The organism is Streptomyces sp. 378 (assembly GCF_030124145.1).
In the GTDB taxonomy this organism is placed as follows: Bacteria; Actinomycetota; Actinomycetes; order Streptomycetales; family Streptomycetaceae; genus Streptomyces.
Genome location: NZ_JASKMS010000009.1, coordinates 150,708 through 168,831, shown reverse-complemented (window position 1 = coordinate 168,831; position 18,124 = coordinate 150,708). Strand labels below are relative to the sequence as shown.

At 69.7% G+C, this 18,124-nt stretch carries 18 protein-coding genes; 6 read left to right on the top strand and 12 right to left on the bottom strand.

Translation table 11 applies throughout. From position 1 onward, the window contains the following. Position 1: 1 nt before the first annotated feature. The 5 genes from QNO09_RS15355 to QNO09_RS15335 all read right to left on the bottom strand — a co-directional run bounded on the left by QNO09_RS15355 (position 2) and on the right by QNO09_RS15335 (position 3,802). A complete protein-coding gene (locus QNO09_RS15355; protein WP_283970736.1) occupies positions 2-496 on the bottom strand; it encodes a flavodoxin domain-containing protein in 495 nt (164 codons plus the stop codon). A 16-nt stretch (positions 497-512) separates the two neighbouring features. Further along, positions 513-656: a hypothetical protein gene (locus QNO09_RS39715; protein WP_349636971.1), complete on the bottom strand. Its 144-nt coding sequence runs from the start codon at positions 654-656 to the stop codon at positions 513-515. A 305-nt stretch (positions 657-961) separates the two neighbouring features. Continuing rightward, entirely contained in the window at positions 962-1,834 is an 873-nt protein-coding gene (locus tag QNO09_RS15345) for a universal stress protein (RefSeq protein WP_283970735.1), read from the bottom strand. Positions 1,835-2,010: 176 nt separating this feature from the next. Then, positions 2,011-2,451, bottom strand: coding sequence for a pyridoxamine 5'-phosphate oxidase family protein (locus QNO09_RS15340; RefSeq protein ID WP_283970734.1), 441 nt, complete (start codon positions 2,449-2,451; stop codon positions 2,011-2,013). A 754-nt stretch (positions 2,452-3,205) separates the two neighbouring features. Next, a complete protein-coding gene (locus tag QNO09_RS15335) occupies positions 3,206-3,802 on the bottom strand; it encodes a dihydrofolate reductase family protein (protein WP_283970733.1) in 597 nt (198 codons plus the stop codon). A gap of 339 nt (positions 3,803-4,141) precedes the next feature. Here QNO09_RS15335 and QNO09_RS15330 point away from each other — a divergent pair, with 339 nt between their 5' ends. Together QNO09_RS15330 and QNO09_RS15325 are read left to right on the top strand one after the other, a co-directional pair. Further along, entirely contained in the window at positions 4,142-5,650 is a 1,509-nt protein-coding gene (locus tag QNO09_RS15330) for a DUF4246 domain-containing protein (RefSeq protein ID WP_283970732.1), read from the top strand. Positions 5,651-6,066: 416 nt separating this feature from the next. Next, positions 6,067-6,564, top strand: a complete 498-nt coding sequence (locus QNO09_RS15325) for a peptidylprolyl isomerase (RefSeq protein WP_283970731.1) — start codon at positions 6,067-6,069, stop codon at positions 6,562-6,564. 369 nt (positions 6,565-6,933) lie between these two features. Here the strand turns inward: QNO09_RS15325 and QNO09_RS15320 are convergent, their stop codons facing one another. Next, on the bottom strand, positions 6,934-7,443 hold the full coding sequence (locus tag QNO09_RS15320; protein ID WP_283970730.1) for a gluconokinase: 510 nt from the start codon (positions 7,441-7,443) through the stop codon (positions 6,934-6,936). A 34-nt stretch (positions 7,444-7,477) separates the two neighbouring features. Continuing rightward, positions 7,478-8,524 (bottom strand): glucose 1-dehydrogenase, encoded by a 1,047-nt coding sequence (locus tag QNO09_RS15315; RefSeq protein ID WP_283970729.1) that lies wholly within the window; start codon positions 8,522-8,524, stop codon positions 7,478-7,480. Between the two features lie 337 nt (positions 8,525-8,861). Between QNO09_RS15315 and QNO09_RS15310 the strand changes: the two genes are divergently transcribed. The 4 genes from QNO09_RS15310 to QNO09_RS15295 all read left to right on the top strand — a co-directional run bounded on the left by QNO09_RS15310 (position 8,862) and on the right by QNO09_RS15295 (position 12,389). Further along, the gene (locus QNO09_RS15310) at positions 8,862-9,431 is read left to right on the top strand and encodes a DUF6328 family protein (RefSeq protein WP_283970728.1); all 570 of its coding nucleotides are present in this window, start codon (positions 8,862-8,864) and stop codon (positions 9,429-9,431) included. A gap of 378 nt (positions 9,432-9,809) precedes the next feature. Then, positions 9,810-10,088, top strand: coding sequence for a polyprenyl synthetase (locus QNO09_RS15305; protein WP_283970727.1), 279 nt, complete (start codon positions 9,810-9,812; stop codon positions 10,086-10,088). Further along, a complete protein-coding gene (locus QNO09_RS15300; RefSeq protein ID WP_283970726.1) occupies positions 10,078-11,133 on the top strand; it encodes a polyprenyl synthetase family protein in 1,056 nt (351 codons plus the stop codon). Before QNO09_RS15305 ends, QNO09_RS15300 begins: the two co-directional genes overlap by 11 nt. An 89-nt stretch (positions 11,134-11,222) precedes the next feature. Then, complete coding sequence (locus QNO09_RS15295) at positions 11,223-12,389, top strand: oxygenase MpaB family protein (protein WP_283970725.1); 1,167 nt, start codon at positions 11,223-11,225, stop codon at positions 12,387-12,389. A 23-nt stretch (positions 12,390-12,412) separates the two neighbouring features. Here QNO09_RS15295 and QNO09_RS15290 read toward each other — a convergent pair whose 3' ends face one another. The 5 genes from QNO09_RS15290 to QNO09_RS15270 form a co-directional block, all read right to left on the bottom strand. After that, complete coding sequence (locus QNO09_RS15290) at positions 12,413-13,735, bottom strand: aldehyde dehydrogenase family protein (RefSeq protein ID WP_283970724.1); 1,323 nt, start codon at positions 13,733-13,735, stop codon at positions 12,413-12,415. Positions 13,736-13,963: 228 nt separating this feature from the next. Then, complete coding sequence (locus QNO09_RS15285; protein ID WP_107458844.1) at positions 13,964-14,167, bottom strand: cold-shock protein; 204 nt, start codon at positions 14,165-14,167, stop codon at positions 13,964-13,966. Positions 14,168-14,438: 271 nt separating this feature from the next. After that, positions 14,439-15,437, bottom strand: coding sequence for a type I glyceraldehyde-3-phosphate dehydrogenase (gene gap, locus QNO09_RS15280; protein WP_283970723.1), 999 nt, complete (start codon positions 15,435-15,437; stop codon positions 14,439-14,441). Positions 15,438-15,548: 111 nt separating this feature from the next. Further along, complete coding sequence (locus tag QNO09_RS15275) at positions 15,549-16,505, bottom strand: GlxA family transcriptional regulator (RefSeq protein ID WP_283970722.1); 957 nt, start codon at positions 16,503-16,505, stop codon at positions 15,549-15,551. Positions 16,506-16,704: 199 nt separating this feature from the next. Beyond that, on the bottom strand, positions 16,705-18,111 hold the full coding sequence (locus tag QNO09_RS15270; RefSeq protein WP_283970721.1) for a serine/threonine-protein kinase: 1,407 nt from the start codon (positions 18,109-18,111) through the stop codon (positions 16,705-16,707). Positions 18,112-18,124 lie beyond the last annotated feature (13 nt).

The window sequence follows — 18,124 nt, the reverse complement described above, 5'->3', positions numbered from 1 at the left end:
GTCAGGACCGCAGTTCCCGGCCGATCCGCGCCGCCCATGCCTCGATCCGCTCGAAGTCGCGGAAGTCACCACCCTTCCCGTTGCGGATGATCATCCAGGCGACCCAGCCCTTGGCGCCTTCCTTGAGGCAGCCGCCGAAGGTGACGTGATCCGTGGCGTCGAGGCCGGTCATGGCCTTCTTCACGCCGGGCACGGGTGGGAGGTCGCGCTCCGAGGCCGAAGGATCGAGCGGTCCGCTGCTGAACAACCACAGCGGGCGTTCGCTCAGTGCCTTGCGGTGGTGCCGCACGAAACGGCGAGCGTCCTTGTGCCAGCGGCCGGCGTACAGGCCTCCGCCGACCACCACGGCGTCGTACGACGCCACACCGGACACCGAACGGGCCGGGAGAGCCTCGGCCCTCAGCCCGTCCCCGCGCAGGACCTCGGCGACGAACTCGGCGATCTCCGCGGTGGATCCGTTCGTCGTTCCGTAGGCGATCAGCACGTTCTTCATCATGGCGGTCCGCCTCCTCTCACCCTTCACGCAGCCAGTCGTCGGCCGCGCCGTGCAGTGTCTGCTCGTCCGACCGAAGACGCGTGTCGTCCAGACGCCAGGCGAGCCGGTCGACGACCGCGACCACCCCGTCGATCTGACAGGTCATGGCGACGGCGGACACCTTTCGCTCCTGCGTTCCAGCTCGCCGGCGAGCATGACCAGGCCCTCGGTGACGCAGACGTCGATGGTGCGCGGCATCAGCCGCAGAGCACGCACACACACCTCGTCGGTGCCGTCCGCGAGAGATACCGCCCAGGGCGCGGGACGGGGTCCGGTCGAGCGCGTCGTTCGTCATGGCGGTCCCCTCGGAGCCTTCCAGGACGTTTCGAGCATCCCCCGGCCCGTGGCACCGTCCCAGGGGCCGACCGGGCCGACCTGGGGCCGATGGGCCCTGGTTGTCGGACAACCCGGGCGCGATCATGTCCGCTACGGGACCACTCCCACGGGGCAGGCGGCGTGGTGCAGCACGGCGTGGGTCACACGGCCGATGTGCAGGTCGAGGCGTCCGTCGGGATGCTGCGCGCCGATCACGAGGAGTGCCGCATCGGCCGAGGCATCCAGAAGGGCGGTGCGGGCACGGCCCTCGACGATCCGCTGACGCACCTCGACGTCCGGAAACTCTTCGGCGGGTGCGCGCAGCGCGGTCTCCCATGCCTCGACAGCGCGTCGCCGGTGCACCTCTGCGGGTTCGCCGGGAACCGGAACGTGGTCGGTCGTCTCATGTGCGTGCCGATGCCAGGCCCGGACAGCCTCCAGCGGAACGCCACGCCGGTCCGCCTCACGGAAGGCGAAACGCACGGCCGCCGAGCCGTCCGGTTCGTCGGGCACCCCCACGACCACGCGACGACCATGGAGCCGGGCCCCGACCGGGCCGTCCGGTGCGCCGCGGACGACGATCACCGGTCCTTCGGCCCGCCCGGCGACGGCCAGGCTGACCGAGCCCAGCAGCAGTTCCGCGGTGCTCCCACGACCGCGGGAGCCCAGGACGAGCGCGGAGGCCTTGCGTGCGGCATGACGGAGTACGGGCACGGGCCCTGCGGGCACGACCTCGGTGGTGATCGTCATGCCGGGACGTCGCCGGCCGGCGCGTTTGGCCGCAGCCACCACGAGCACGTCGGTGAGTATCTGCTCCGTCCTGCCCGGGCTCGTGGGAAAGACGGCACGCTCGTAGCGCTGCCAGAGTGACGCGTACACCACATGCAACGGCAGTGCGTGCAGCGCGGCCTCGTCGACCGCCCAGTCCACGGCTCTCAGGCTGGACTCGGAACCGTCCACGCCGACGACGATGGGCCTGCCCATGGTCCCCATCCTCTCCCGGGCTGAGGGGTTTCGGCAGTCCGGCCCGTCGGGGAGCCGCGGGCGACTGCGCAGGGCTCCGTCCCGCCGGGTTCGTGGCCGTCTCCGTGACCATGCTCCTCGTGTCTCAGGACGCCGGACATCCGGGGGTCCGGTTCCAGTGACCGGTCGCCCGTTGCCTACGACGGGAGTTCGGCCCCGTACAGGGTGCGCCCGCCCGCCAGGGCCCGTCCGGTCACCAGTTCCGGATCCACACGGACGAAGATCTCCTGCGGGACGGGCGTCCAGGATCTTGGTCCTTCTCGCAGGAGCCGAGTGTGTTCGGCAGGATCGGTGACCAGGGTGGCCGTGCCGGTGACCACGACGCTCCAGCCCGCACGAGTGTGCGGGTCGAACTCGTCGGCCTCGAAGGCCACCACCGCCCCCGCGATGGCGCTCGCCAGCTCGGACGTCACCGAGGTGCACAGCAGAACCGCCCCGTCGTCGGCCAGGCGGAAATCGACGGGGAGCACGGCAGGCAGCGCCCGCCGAGTGAACACGACGCGCCCCACGGGCGCCTCGGCCAGAAGGCGCAGGCACTCCTGCCGGTTCAGCTCACGAAATCCGTCGTCGGAGTACATCTGCCATCTCGTCTCTCACCCGATGCTCCTGATGGTGCTTGCCCCCATCCTCGGGCGGAACGGCATGACCGAACCAGGGCCGATCGGTCCCCGCGTCACCGACTACAGGTCCCGACCGCCTTCCGTCCGCCAGGAGTGGCGCCTCGAGAAGTTGTCGTCCCGCAGTCCGACGGGCCATCTCTCCTGGAGGAACACCAGAATCGCGGGTGCGGCATCCGATCGGTCTCGATGCAGTGCCAGGCCTGATCGACGGCCCTGCCGCCGATGCCTCGTTGCCGCGTTCGACGCATGGACCTGATCGCTCTCCCCCGGGAACGGGAACGCTTCGACAGCAATCGGCCGCCTGCGTGAGCTTCCCCCGTGTGGATCGGGCCCTGACACTAGACCGGGAGCGGCACGGTCCTGACAGTTGTCATGACCGTGCCTGTCAGGAGCGTGCGGGGCGCGTCAGCGGACGGAGAGATCGGCTCAGACCGTGCCAGGACCAGGTCTGCGCCTTCGACGGTCGCAGCACCTGCCTCGACTCGTCCGCGAAGCACGGCAACGCGTCCCGGTCCAGTGTCCATCGCTGGTCCTCGACCCAGCCGTGTACGGGCGGCCCTCTGGACCGCACGCATGACACCGGGACGCGTCCGCCAGTGAGATCACCATCACCTGTGAGGAGGAAACGTCAGTTGCGGCTACGCGGCGCTTGCCTGACGCTCTGAGCATGCACACGCGTGGCCTCGCACCACCGCCGCCCGCCCGGGGCCGCTCAGCTCGTGAAGCGCGTGTAGGTCAGGAAAACCGCACCGCTCTTCAGGGCGGTCTGGTCCACGAGTGTCCAGGTGCGCGGGTCGAAGGCTGCCTTGCGGGAGAACAGCGGGATCCCGTCGCCGATGGTGAGCGGGCCCACTTTGAGGATCATCGCGTCGATCTCGCCGTACAGGGACCCCGCCAGCTCGGCGCCGCCGAGTAGCCAGATGTCCTTGCCATCCTGTTGCTTGAGCTCCCGCACGGTCGCCACCGGGTCGTCGGCGACCAGTTCGACGGCCGGGCCGGGGATCTCGGTCAGAGTTCGGGAGAACACCAGATGCCGCAAGTGAGGGTAGGCGTCGGTGATTCCAGCCGCGAGACCGATCTCATAGCTGCGCCGACCCTCGAGAACGGTATCGAAGCGGGTGCCCCCCGCCGTGACGGACAGTGCCTGCCGCGCATGGGCGGGCAACGTCTCCGGGTACTCGGTGACGAGGTGTTGTACGTAGTCCTCCTGAATGGGCCAGAAGCCGTTGGGGCCGGTGGGATCCGCACCGTCCGGCCCGGCGATGAAGCCATCGAGAGTGGTGGCAACGTAGTAGACGAGTCTGCGCACGCACGTTCCTTCCGTCAGTCCGCTGTCGCGGTGCGACCCGTGGTCTCCGGGGCGTGGCCAAGGTGCGAGGTCGCTGAGTGATCATGACACCCGATCGATCGGGCGAACCACCGTGTCGCCTTTCTCCCCGCGTTCGAAGCAGTCCACAGCGTGCAGCCGGACCCGCTCCCACCCCGTCCTCCCGGCTTCGGTCAGCCGCGATCCCGCGCCTGTCTCACGTACCCCGTCGAAAGCCCCCGTGCCGGCGCCTGACCAGCGACGACAAGGCCACGGCTGCGGTGTCAGTCTGCTGAAGTATCCTTCCCGCCACCGCGGCACCGACTCGGAGGAACCAGAGAATTGACCGGCTTGTCTGCTTTCCCCTTGCCCTTTCAGACTTCCCGTTCCATAGCGTTCGCGACACCCAGAACGCTGCGGGAACTCCAGATGATGCGGTGCAGCGCACACATCCGGGCGAAGCCGGGGTGGTTCGACAAGATGAACGACCCCGGCATCGTGGCGAGATGGACGCAGGAAGCGGTCGCTCAGGGCCTCACCGAAGCGCAAGTCCGCTACGTGCTTGCCGAACTCCAGCATTACGCGGAGCTGCGGGACGGGCGAACGGGCGTCGAGGTGTCTGCCGTCGACGGGGTGTGGCAGTCGGACTCACTGGTCGACGATGAGCTGAGATCGCGGCTGCGCGAGGCGGTTGAGGTGCTGGAGCAGGTCCCCGAAGCAGAAAAGGACTGGCATCCCGGATCCGACGGCCAGGTGCTGGATCTGGTTCACCCCTCCTTGTTCTGCCTGGTGAGAGAGGTGAGCGGCGCGCCGGAGCGGGCTTGGCGGAACCCGACAGACCGCTACGGGAAGTACGAATTCTCGGAGACGTTCCAGTGGCTGCCCACGGACGTCGACGTCAGTGAAGACGGCGAAGTCACCTTCTGTTCGTATGTCAACAACGTCCACCCCGAGAAGCATCGCGAACTGGGTTCCGTCCTGCCGGACTTGTTCGCGCGTTTCCGCCCTCTGCTGGAGAATGTGCTCACCGACTTGCGCCATCCGCGGCCACTGCGGATCGAGGCCGATCCATACGGATGGTACGACTCGGAGCCGGAGTATCCGGACAAGTCCTCCTACAGCGATGACGGGGCCTACGCAGAAGCCCTCCGTGCGTGGGAACGGGCTCAGGACGACTGGTGGGAGAATCGCCGTCCGGTCATCCCGGACGCCCCGGCCTTCACACCGCTCCAGGTGCCCGATGAGTCCGCCCGCGTCGACCTGCGCGGTCGCCGTCTCCAGGTCATCGTCAAGCTTGCCAGCATTCACCTCACCCCGGAGAAGCCCGAGTACGCCGGCGGTTCCTGGCATGTCGAGGGGATGTTGAACGAGCGGATCGTCTCGACCGGTATCTATTACTGGGACAGCGAAAACATCACCGAAAGCCGACTGAGTTTCCGCGCGGCGCTCGACGACCCGAACTATGAACAGAACGACGACAATGGTCTGCGTGAGGTCTACGGCCTGGAGGACGAAGACGCACTGAACCAGATGCTGGGATCGACAGCCACCCCAGCGGGCCGTTGCCTGGCGTTCCCCAACATCCTGCAACACCGTGTCGGCTCGTTCCGCCTCGCGGACCCCAGCCGCCCGGGGTATCGCAAGATCCTCGCGTTCTTCCTGGTCGATCCGTCGGAAAAGATCATCTCGACATCCGATGTGCCACCGCAACAACCATGGTCCGCTGCCTCGACCATGACGCTTGATCAGGCCAAGGATTTCCGCGAACAACTCATGCGGGAACGCAAGTTCTTCGTCGACGAACACAACGAACAGCTCTACGAACGAGAGTTCTCCCTCTGCGAGCACTGACCTCTTCCCTCTCGGAGGTGTGTAGGTCAGGAAGGCGCGTACGGCCTGGCGGAGCGGTGGCGCTGAGCCTTCGCCACCGTCCGGCTTCGCACAACCGTCATCAGGAGGCGCCGGCACGCACGCCGCCGAGGAGGAGTTCTGTTGGACGCCCGAGCCGACACGCTTGAGGACGACCTCGCGAGCCGGCCATCGCGTTCGAACCCGTCGAGTCCTGCCCGGCCCGAAGGGAGAGCCGTCAACGGCGAAGTACCGTGCCGAGGGGGGCCGCGGAGGAGGCCGACGTGCCGGCGGTGACTGCGACGACCACGCCGGTGATGCCTCGACCACGGAGCGAAGACGAGACGGTCGCGGGTCCAGAAGGGCCCGGAGGGGTGCCCGGGACCGTTCCGGAGGGTGCCGGATGTCAAGATGGGGGCATGACTATCAAGGTTTTCTTTGACATCACCATCGACGACGTTCCCGCCGGCCGGATCAACATGAACCTGTTCGACGACGTCGCCCCCAAGACCGCGGAGAACTTCCGCGCGCTGGCGACCGGCGAGAAGGGCTTCGGCTACAAGGGCTCGTCCTTCCACCGCGTCATCCCGGACTTCATGCTCCAGGGCGGTGACTTCACCCGTGGTGACGGCACGGGCGGCAAGAGCATCTACGGCGAGAAGTTCGCCGACGAGAACTTCACGCTCAAGCACACCAAGCCCGGCCAGCTCTCCATGGCCAACGCCGGCCCGAACACCAACGGCTCGCAGTTCTTCATCACCACGATCGTGACGTCGTGGCTCGACGGAAAGCACGTCGTCTTCGGCGAGGTCGCCGACGAGAGCAGCATGGAGCTCGTGCGGAAGATCGAGAGCTACGGCTCACGGTCCGGCCGTACCTCGGCCACCATCACCATCGCCGACTGCGGGACTCTCTGACCGTAAGAGGTCATCTCCATGGGCTGTTCGGCAGTCTGGCGTCGTGGGGATCGTTGAGCGTCTCGTGCGAGATGAACTGCGGGAGCTGTTCGAGCGGGTGGGTGACGCCCGCTCCCTCCCCGCCACAGGCGGGCAAGGCTGGACGGCTGTCCTCTGACCCGCTCGCGGCGCGCACGGCCGCGTGCGGGGCCACTTCGGCGGGCGACGAAGCGGCGGAGGCGGGGTGACTGCGACCCGTACAGGCGGGCAGGGCCGACTGCGGCATGTCGGGCGGGTACCCGACCGCATCGGTCTCATGGACCGCCGGACGCAGCGGCGGGCCGACAGCACCCTGGAATCACGCCGCGCGAGTGTCCGCGGAGCGACCGCTCAGGGAGAAGGGACGGCTGCGTGGGCGAGGGCGGCGGTCTCCTCCGGTGTGCCGTCGATCGGGATGGCCGCCCCCGCTTCGTCCTCCCCTATCGGTTCGAGGGCGGCGAACTGGCTGTGCAGCAGCTCGGGCGCCATGAAGTGGCCCTTTCTGGCGGTGATCCGTGCGGCGATCAGCTCGGCCGAGCCGTCGAGATGCAGGAAGAAGGTGTGCGGCGCGGCGGAGACCAGCCGGTCACGGTAGCGCCGCTTCAGCGCAGAGCAGGTCACCACCCCTCCGCTGTCCGCATGGTCGGCGAGCCATCGTCCGATCTGCTCCAGCCAGGGGCCGCGGTCCTCGTCGTCCAGAGGGTGACCGGCCCGCATCTTCGCCACGTTGCTCGGAGGGTGGAAGTCGTCCCCCTCGGCGTAGGGGACGCCCAGACGGCGGGCCAGTGACCGGCCCACCGTGGTTTTCCCCGAGCCTGACACGCCCATGACTACAACCAGGGGAGCACCGTCGTACGACATGCAGAACCTTCCCTTCGCATCTCGTCTCCGCGGTCTAGAACTCGATGACTACCTTCACGTCGTCCGGTTGCTCCCGGAACGCCTCCGCTGCTCGTTCCAGCGGCACCCGCCTGGTGATCACGCGCTCGAGCCATGCCGGATCTGCCTCGGCCAGGGCGTCGGCGGCCTGTCGGTAGTGGCGCAGGTTGGCGTTGACCGAGCCCACCACCGCGTCGTTCTGCAGCACGATCTCCCTGTTCACGGCGCCGGCGTCCACGGTCGCCCTGCGGCCGGAGGGTGACACACCGGTCAGGCACACCACTCCGTAGGGGGCGGTGCCGGTCAGCGAGGCGAGCACGGGCTCGTTCGCGCCGGTCGCCTCGATGACGATGTCCGGGCAGACGGCGGAGATGACCTGCTCGACGTCCTTGGCGTGGTACGTGGCACCCAGGTCCCGGACCAGGCCGGGCTTGGGACCTTCGGTGACGCGGTCCAGCACGTGTACTTCCAAGCCCCGCTGGATGCCCAGGAGGGTGGCGAGCAGGCCTATGGGACCGGCGCCGGTCACCAGGACGCGCTGCGGCTCGAACCACGAACGGGCACCCACCCGCTCCACCTGCTCCCACGCCTTCGCCACCACGGTGGTCGGCTCCATGAGCACACCGACGCGGTCCAGATGCGGCTCCAGCTTCACCGCGTAGTCGGCCTCCACGCGCCACGCCTCGGACCCGTAACCGTCGAGCTCCTTGATGCCGCGTTCGGTGTAGCGGCCGTTGCGGCACATGTCGAACTCCCCACGGGCACACGCCCCGCACGGCTCGGGGTCCGGGCGGCGCACCACTCCGGCGACGAGGTCACCGGCCGAGAAGCCGCTTCCGGGTGGCGCCTGCCGCACCCGCCCGAGGGACTCGTGCCCCAGGACCAGCCGCTCACCGCCTGGTGGGGCCGTACCGTACTCGCCTCGGGCGATCTCTTTGTCCGTCCCGCACACCCCCACCGCCAGGGCGTCCACCAGCAGGTCTCCGTCAGCCGGGACGGGGTCGGGGACCTCCCCCACCTCTACGGAGTCCTTGGCGCCGGGCCGCACCGTGACCGCACGCATCGCCCACCTCGTCCCTCTCTCGGGCGGCGCAGGATGGCGAGGCGCCGCCGTCCGGCCGTCTGTCCCACTCAGAGCGTTTCAGTACCTGGCTGTCGGCACCGGAAACACGACGGGGCACCTTCGATCAGGCCGAGCGGCCCATCGGCCTTGGTCACCACGGCGGCACTCGTCGAGGACCGACCCACACTTCATCGTCGGCACCCCGGCCGGGCGCCGGTACGGGGCGCGTGGTGTCCTGCGCCCTCGTCACAGTCGGGCCAACCCCGTCCATGCCCCCGACCTGCATGAAAGGGATCCGGTCGGGGCAAACGGTTCTCCTGGAAATGTGGAGGATGCCATGACCATGACGGAGCAGCCGGTTCAGACGCCGGGACGCGACACCGCCTGCAGCGCAGGCCACGACAGCCAGAGCTCTGACCCCGGCGCCGATGCGCCGGAAACTGCGAGTGAACGGGTCAACCGGCGGTGGAACGAGATCCTTCAGGAGACACGGGTCACCCAGACGGGCGTGCAGATCCTCTTCGGGTTCCTGCTCAGTGTGGCTTTCACCCCGCTGTTCCGGGAGCTGGAGACGTTCGATCGCGTCCTTTACGTCACGACTGTGGTGCTCGGCGCGGCAGCCACGGGAACGCTCATAGCACCCGTCTCCATCCACCGCTTCCTGTCCGGCCAGCGCATGAAGGACGAGGTGGTGGAAGCCGCCGGCCGCTTGATGATGTGCGGCATGGTCCTCCTCGCGCTGACCATCGGCTGCACCCTTCTGCTGATCCTCCGTGTCGTCATCCCCGGCGTCCTGGCCGAAGTGCTCGCCGGTGGGGTCATGCTGTGGTTCGCCCTGTGCTGGTACGCGCTGCCGCTGGGTCTGCGACGCCGCGCCGCTCGGCGCTCCCGGCCCGACGGGGCGTAACACCCGCAGGGTTCGACACGGGCGAGGCTTCCCTGGCGGATGCCGTGACGCGGCCGTGCCTCGTCCGGGCCCCGGCAGGCCGAGGCCGACGGCCGGTCCCCTGTGACGCGACACATCCGTGCGACGACCGGTGGCCGAGCGTGCATCCCACGGGACGGGGGACACAACGCGGTATGGCGAGAAAGATCGGGAACAGAGGGGTGACGGAGACGGGGGAGCACGGAAGGGAGGGAACAGGAGCCAGGGGTTCCGACCGCACACTCATACGGTGCGATCGCCCATTGGTGAGTTCCGCCCCCTTCTCCCCCGGTGTGACGGAACGCTGGGGGATGCGGCGCGGGACCGGCGCCGGAGGTTTCTCTGGGGGTGGGGGTAGGCATGGCACTGGAAGCGGAACGCCCAGGAAACCTGGAACGGCACACGGTGTTGCTGGTGGCGGGCCTCACCGAGCTGGCCGTCAGCAGCCTGGGGTCGGCGCTCGGCACGGTGCGGGGTCTGCTGCGTCGCTCGGACACGGCCGAGCTGGCGGCCGAGGCCGAACAGGAACTGATCGCGCGCGGGCGCCTCGCGCTGGACCGGTACGCGGCCGGGCCCCCGGCCCATCTGGAGGTGCTCGCCCGTCAGGCTCAGGCCCGGCGGGCCGGCGATGGTGTCTGAACGTTGGGACGGCGCTGCGTTCAAAGTGCGCGTCGATGAGGTGCTGTGCTCCTTCGTCGCCCAGGAGGCGGACCGGTTCGCGGCGATCGATCCGGCTCTGGATGTCGTTGCCCGGCAGGTGGAGCAGGCGGTGGCGGACGGTAAACGGCTGCGGGCGGCCTTCTGCTACTGGGGCTGGCGTGCGGCGGGGCAGCCGGACAGTGACGCGCTGGTGCGGGCTGCGGGATCCATGGAACTGGTGCACGCCGCCGCGATCGTGCACGACGACCTCATCGACGACAGTGCGCTGCGCCACGGCCGCCCCACCGCGCACATGGCCCTGCGGAGCGCGCTGCGGCGCCGTCCACGGGCGGCCGGCGCGGCCCGCTCGCTGGCGATGCTGGTGGGGGACTTCCTCATGTCTCTGGCCGGTCAGCTGTTCGCCACCAGCGGCCTGCCGGCCGCCTACCTCGGCCGGGCCCGCCCGCTGTGGGCGGCGCTGGCCCGCGAGCTGATCGCCGGCGAGTGCCTGGAGATCCTGCACACCGGAGCCACCCCGGACACCACCGCGTCGCTGAAGGTGATCCGGTTCAAGACCGCCAAGTACACCGTCGAGCAGCCCCTGCTGATCGGCGGCGCCCTGGCCGGCGCCGATGAGCGGCTGCGGGAGGGATACTCCGCCTACGGCTTGCCGCTGGGCGAGGCCTTCCAGCTCAGGGACGACCTGCTGGGCCTGTTCGGGGATCCGGAACGCACCGGCAAGACCAACCTGGACGATGTGCGCGGCCACCGGCCCACCGCGCTGTTGGCAGAGACCTGGCGCATCGCCGGTGGCGAGGAGCGTGAGCAGTTGCGTGCCCTGCTGGGCCGACGCGACCTCGACGGAAACGGTCTGGAGGCGGTGCGCGCGATGATGCGGCGACTCAAGGCACCGGACCGCATCGAAGAGATGATCACCGCGCGGGTCGAAGAGGCCACCCGCTGCCTGCACGACCTGGATCTTCCCGGGCATGCCACCGCTGCCCTGACCGCGCTGGCCCAGTCGGCGGCGGTCCGCCACCACTGACGCCCTCGCGCCACCGCACGGTCGCACCGCGCCGCACCGCCTGATGCCCGCGGCGGCACCCTCGCCCCGCACGACCAAGGAGCCCTGTGATGAGCTACACCGAGGCGTCGATGGACGCCCTGCGCCAGGCAGGTGACGAACTCGCCGACGCCACCGTCGCCACCTTGTTCGAGCGCGGTGAGGTCGGCACGTTCAACACCCTCATGCGGTACGTGTCCACCGCCGGTGCTCCCCTGCCCGACGGGCTGCCCGACGTGGCCCGGGAGTACCTCCAGGTCACCAGCGCCCCGCCGGCCTGGGTGGACTGGGGTGAGATGGAGAAGGCCCGCCTGTTCTTCATCGACAACAACGTGCACATCTCCACCGCGCTGTCGTTCGCCTCCATGCCGGCCTGCTACGTCGTCCCGCACGTGGCACGGCTGTTGTCGGCCACGCACGGGCTGAAGTACCCCTCCAAGCGGATGGCGGAGACCGGCCAGTTCACCGTTTACCTCATGCAGCCCGGCGCGTTCGAGGCCGGCAGCCGCTTCATCCCGGCCGCCCAGAAGGTCCGTCTCCTGCACGCCTCCATCCGCCACCATCTCAAGCGCGACAAGCTCTGGAACACCGCCACGCAGGGCGTGCCGATCTGTCAGGAGGACATGATCGGCGGGCAGATGTTCTTCTCCCTGCTCGTCCTGGACTCCCTGCACCGCCTCGGCATCCACATGTCCACCGAGGGCGCCGAAGCCTACTTCTACGCCTGGCGAGTCGTCGGCGCGATGCTCGGCGTCGACCAGGACACCGTCCCCGAAACCCTCGACCAGGCACGCGAGTTCCTCGACCTGTACATGGTCAGGCACATGGCGCCGTCAGAAGAAGGCGCGCACCTCACCCGGCAGTTGATCGATCTGTACGAGGACGTCGTCCCCGGCACGTTCTTCGACCCGATCGTCTCCGCGCTGATCCGTCACCTGATCGGTGACACCTGTGCCGACTGGCTCCAAGTCCCGCGCACCCCCTGGGACACCGTGGTCAAGGCGGTCCCCCATCTGCTCGGCATCCTGGAGACCATCGAGGACCGCGCACCGCTCGCCGGCTGGGCACTGGACCGCCTCGGCCACCTCACCACCGTCCTGGAACTGTCCTCCCTCACCCGCGGACGCGTCATGCACTACGCCATCCCCGAACACCTCAGGCACGACTACGGCGTGACCGGCACCGTGCCCCGCACCCACCGCTGGACACCACCCGCACCCAGCAGCGTGAGTCACTGATCGTCGCCGGGAGCGTCTGGGCGTCAGCGCAGCGGCTTGTCCAGGATCGCCTTGCGGTGGCTGAAGGTCTCGATGGAGTAGCGGCCGTGGTAGTTGCCCATGCCACTCTCCCCCACGCCGCCGAAGGGCAGGTCGGAGACGGTGAGATGGGCGAGCGGCAGGCCGTACCCCAAGCCCCCCGAGGAGGTCTCGGCGGCGAATCGACGCCGCGTTCCCTCGGACTCCGTGAAGACGTACAAGGCGAGCGGCTTGTCCCGGTCGTTGATGAAGTCGATCACCTCGTCGAGGCCGGGGACGGTGACGATCGGCAGGATGGGACCGAAGATCTCCTCCCGCATGACGGGCGCGTCGGGGTCGACGTCGGCCAGGACGGTGGGCGCGAGGTACTTCGCCGTCCGGTCACTCGTGCCGCCCACGACGGTGCGGCCGGAGTCGAGCAGGCCGACGAGCCGGTCGAAGTGCCGTTCGTTGATGATCCGCCCGTAGGCGCCGGAGGCGGCCGGGTCGCTGCCGTACAGCGCGTTCACCGCGTTCGCGAGCAGCGGCTCCAGAGCCGCCGCGGTCTCCGGATCCGTCAGCACGTAGTCGGGGGCGACGCAGGTCTGTCCGGCGTTGAGGAACTTGCCGCGGGCGAGCCGGTCCGCGACGACGGCCAGGTCGGTCCCGCGGTCGACGAACGCCGGTGACTTGCCGCCGAGTTCGAGAGTGACCGGGGTGAGGTGTTCGGCGGCGGCACGCAGCACGATACGGCCGACCGTGCCGTTGCCGGTGTAGAAGATGTGGTCGAAACGCTCGCCCAACAGGGCCGTGGTCTCGGGGACGCCGCCCTCCACCACGGCGACCGCGTCGGCGTCGAGGTACGCCGGAAGCAGCCGTGCCAGGGCAGCGGAGGTGGCCGGGGAGAGCTCGCTCGGCTTGGCGACCACCGCGTTGCCCGCGGCCAGGGCGCCGACGACCGGGGCGAGCAGCAGCTGGGCCGGGTAGTTCCAGGGCGCGATGACGAGGACGACACCGAGGGGGTCGTACTGCGTCCAGACCGTCACGTCCGCGCCGAGGTGGGCCGGGGACGGGGCGGGCTCGGGGCGCAGCCAGTCGGCGAGGTGGTCGAGGGTGTGGTCGATCTCGCGGACGGTGAAGTCGATCTCGGTGCGGTAGGCCTCGGTGGCGCTCTTGCCCAGGTCGGCGTGGAGGGCGGCGGCCAGCTCCGCGCCCTGCTCCGTGAGCATGTCGCGCAGTCGGCGCAGTTGGGCCGTGCGCCATTCCACCGGCTTGGTGCGGCCGGTGCGGAAGGTGGCGCGCAGGCGGGCGACGACGTCGGCGGGCTGCTCAGGGGCAGAGTGGTTCACGGGTACCTCACAGACTCACAGTCGGATGCATATACCAACCATTTGGTGGCTGCCCGCATTCCACCGTTCCCGCACCACCTCCGTGCCGTGCGTCACAGGCGGAACGACCTGGGCGGCTCAGGGCCTGACCGAGGGGTGTGAGTGTTCGTGCCGCGCAGAAGCACCGCAGCACGGAGTGAGGCGGCCACCGGATCGGTGGCCGCCTCACTCGGTGCCTGTGGTGCCCGCTCAGCCGCGGACGATGTTCTGCGCCTGCGGCCCCTTCTGTCCCTGGCCGATGTCGAAGGTGACGTGCTCGCCCTCGGTCAGCTCGCGGTACCCGTTGCCCTGGATCTCGGAGTAGTGCGCGAAGACGTCCGGGCCCCCGCCGTCCTGTGCGATGAAGCCGAAGCCCTTCTCAGAGTTGAACCACTTCACGGTGCCGCTGGCCATACCATCGATCCTTCGTTCAAACCAGGGAGCAGCCCTTCACCGCGGGCCTGCTCCAGCCCTTGCACCTGCACGAGCCAGAAGCCGTTCTACCCCCGATCACCCTGCTTATCCGACCGACGACACACCTCATGTCAAACCCGCCTCCCACGCGCGGTGCAGCAGGGCGCGGAAGGCGGGCGGCGGGGCCGGGCCGTGCTGGACCGGCTGCCGGAGTGTTCGTCGGACATCCGGCGCGATCTCGGCGCCGGCTCATGCCGATGGCGGCGTCCGGTCAGCGGGTGGCGAGGAACTGCAGCGTGTCGATCACACGGTTCGAGAAGCCCCACTCATTGTCGTACCAGGCGACCACCTTCACATGGCGGCCGTCGACGCGGGTGAGAGCCGAATCGAAGACGGACGAGGCGGGGTTGCCCACGATGTCGGAGGAGACGAGCGGGTCGTCGGAGTACTCCAGGATCCCGGCGAGCGGACCCTGCGCCGCGGCTCGGTAGGCCGCGAGCACGTCCTCGCGGGTCACCTCGCGGGAGACCGTCGTGTTGAGTTCGACGATCGAGCCGACCGGCACGGGTACGCGGATCGAGTCGCCCGACAGCTTGCCGTCGAGGTTCGGCAGGACCAGCCCGATCGCCTTGGCGGCGCCGGTCGTGGTCGGCACGATGTTGACGCCGGCGGCCCGTGCACGACGGGCGTCACGGTGCGGTCCGTCCTGCAGGTTCTGCTCCTGCGTGTAGGCGTGCACCGTCGTCATGAACCCGTGCTCGATACCGGCGAGGTCGTCGAGCACCTTGGCCAGCGGGGCGAGTGCGTTGGTGGTGCAGGAGGCGTTCGAGACGATCGTGTGCAGCTCCGGGTCGTAGGCGTCGCTGTTGACCCCGAAGGCGAGGGTGACGTCGGCGCCGTCCGAGGGCGCGCTGACGAGCACCTTCTTCGCGCCCGCGTCGAGATGGGCGCGGGCGGCCTTGGCCGAGGTGAAGCGGCCCGTGGCTTCCAGGACGATGTCGACGCCGAGTTCGGCCCAGGGCAGTTGAGCCGGTTCGCGCTCGGCCAGCACCGTGATCCGACGGCCGTCGACGACGAGGGCATCCCCCTCGACGGTCACCGGGCGCCCGAGCCGGCCGGCCGTGCTGTCGTAGGCGAGCAGCCGGGCGAGCGTGGCGGGCTCGGTGAGGTCGTTGACGGCGACGACCTCGAGGGAGCTGTCGCGCTCCAGCAGGGCGCGCAGCACATTGCGTCCGATGCGGCCGAATCCGTTGATGGCGATGCGAGTCATGAGTGATGTCCCTTCCCTTCGCCCTCCAGGCTCGCCCCTGTCTCACGCAGCCGACAGTGGCGCGATCGCCACGGTTCAAAAGGATCCCGCCACAGGGTTTCGCGACAGGTGCTACTCGCCCCGGGTGAAGGTGCGCCGGTACTCGCTCGGGGTGGTGCCCAGGATGCGCTGGAAGTGCAGGCGCAGGTTCGCCCCGGTACCGAGTCCGACGTCGGCGGCGATCTGTTCGACGCTGCGCTCGGAGCGCTCCAGCAGTTCGCGGGCCAGGTCGATGCGGGCGCGCATCACCCACTGCATCGGGGTGTAGCCGGTCTCCTCGACGAAGCGCCGGGAGAAGGTACGCGCCGACACCCCGGCCTGCTGCGCCAGTGCGTCGAGGGAAAGGGGCTCGCCGAGTCGGTGCAGCGCCCACTCACGGGTGGCGCCGAAGCGCTCACCGACCGGCTCGGGGACGCTGCGCGGCACGTACTGCGCCTGGCCGCCGCTGCGATAGGGGGCCGCCACCAGGCGGCGCGCCGCGTGGTTGGACGCGGCCACCCCCAGGTCGCCGCGCAGGATGTGCAGGCACAGGTCGATGCCCGAGGCGGCGCCGGCCGAGGTGAGCACACTGCCCTCGTCGACGAACAGGACGTTCTCGTCGACCTGGACGAGGGGATGCCTGGTCATGAGCGCCCGCGTGTAGTGCCAGTGGGTCGTGGCGCGCCTGCCGTCGAGCAGGCCCGTGGCGGCGAGGGCGAAGGCCCCCGTCGAGATGGCGGCGAGCCGCGCGCCCCGCGCATGGGCGGCGATCAGTGCGTCCACGACGGCGCGCGGCGGGTCCTCGCGGTCCGGGTGCCGGTAGCCGGGGACGAAGACGATGTCGGCCCACGCCAGCGCGTCCAGGCCGTGGGCGACGGCGTAGGACAGGCCATCGCCGCCGGTCACGAGACCGGGTGTCGCCCCGCACACCCGCACCTCGTACGGCATGCTCGCGCGGGTCGTGAACACCTGCGCGGGGATACCGACATCGAGCGGCTTGGCACCCTCGAGTACCAGGACGGCGACGCGGTGCAGTCGGGAGGCCGGCATGGGAACGAGGCTACGTGGGACGTGACGTCGTTGCGGTCACCGCCCGGGCCCGACTCCGCGGTGCGGTCCACCGCTGGTTCCGCACCTGGCACGAGGACTTTCCGCCCGGCTGCGTTCCGGTCGCCGGACCGATTGGTCTCGCCGGCGACGACGTCTTCGGCGTCCTCGCTCCCGCCCGCCGCCTGGGCGCTTCCTGCCGCTACTTGGCCTTGGCATGGGCCGGCTTCATTCCTTTCCGGTCCTTGTGTGCCAGACCCGGCGGTTGGTCGGAGCCCTTTGCTTTGCCGTGCGCGGCTGCGCCGGGCGCCGCCTGCCCAGAGCTGCCGGGGGTCCCGGGCGGATGCGGGGCGGGCCTCGGGCCGCCGGAGGCCGGACGAGCCTTGCGCGTGGACGCGGAATTCTTGACCGGCTGAGCGGAGACGGAAGGGCTGCGCGAGGGCGGGGTCGCCGATGCGGAGGGCGTGTCGTCGTCGTGAACGGCGGTGTCCGGGAGGGTGGAGGGGGCGACCGGATCAGGGGCGGACGGGGCCGCTTCGCCTGTGGCGTCGCGGCTCGAGAAGCCGTCGGTGACCACCAGGCCGCCGGCGATGACGGCGGCCAGTGCGGCCGCCGCCCCACGCGTTCGGATGCGGCTGCGGATGAGGGCCGGCCGCGGCGCCCCCTCGGCTTTCCCGGCGGGCGGCGAGCTCCGGTGTGTCCTGTCCTCGCGATCCGCGACCGCGGCAGGAACAGCGCTGAGAACGGGCCGGGCCACGGAGGCGGACGAGGGCACCGTGCTCGTTTCGGCGAGACGGGTCAGGGCTCGGGCGCAGTCGCGCGCCGTGGGCCGGTCTTGTTCTTCCAGGCTGGTCATGTCCCGCAGGAGGGCGGCGAAGCCGTCGGACAGGAAGTCCGGCAGGACAGGCCGGCGGTGGAGGCGCGCTATCGCGGCCTCCAGGGGGCCGCCGTCGTATTCGAGTCGGCCGGTGACGCATTCGAGGAGGACCAGGCCGAGGGCGTAGAGGTCGGCGGGACGGCCGACGGGCCGGCCAAGCACCTGTTCGGGGGAGAGATAGGCCGCCGTGCCGGTCAGGGTGCCGGTAGCGGTGCGGGTGGTCGCGTCCAGCAGCCGGGAGATGCCGAAGTCCGTCAGATGAGGACGGCCGGAGGAGTCCAGAATGATGTTGGACGGTTTCACGTCCCGGTGGACGATGCCCGCCTCATGGGCGTGCGCCAGAGCATCGGCCAATGCCGCGCCGAGCGCGGCCGCGGCTTCGCACGACAAAGGTCCCTCGGCGATGCGGCTTTTCAGGGTTTGCCCGTCGATCAGCTGCATGACCAGGAAGGCGTCACCGTCATGACGTCCGGCGTCGAAGGCGGTCACCAGTCCCGGATGCTGCAAGCGGGCCAGGATCACAGCCTCGCCGTGGAAGGCCTCCTCCGTGTCGAAGCCGGTACCGGCGCGGAAGACCTTCACAGCGACCGGCCGCCGCAGCCGCAGGTCGAGACCGCGGTACACGTCAGCGGCGCCACCCGAACCGATCAGCGCGTCCAGGCGGTAGCGGCCCGCCAGAATCCGCGCACACCCTCGAAAAGCCCGCGCCTCCCTCGCGTCGCGCCATCGCACCTCGATCTCCCCA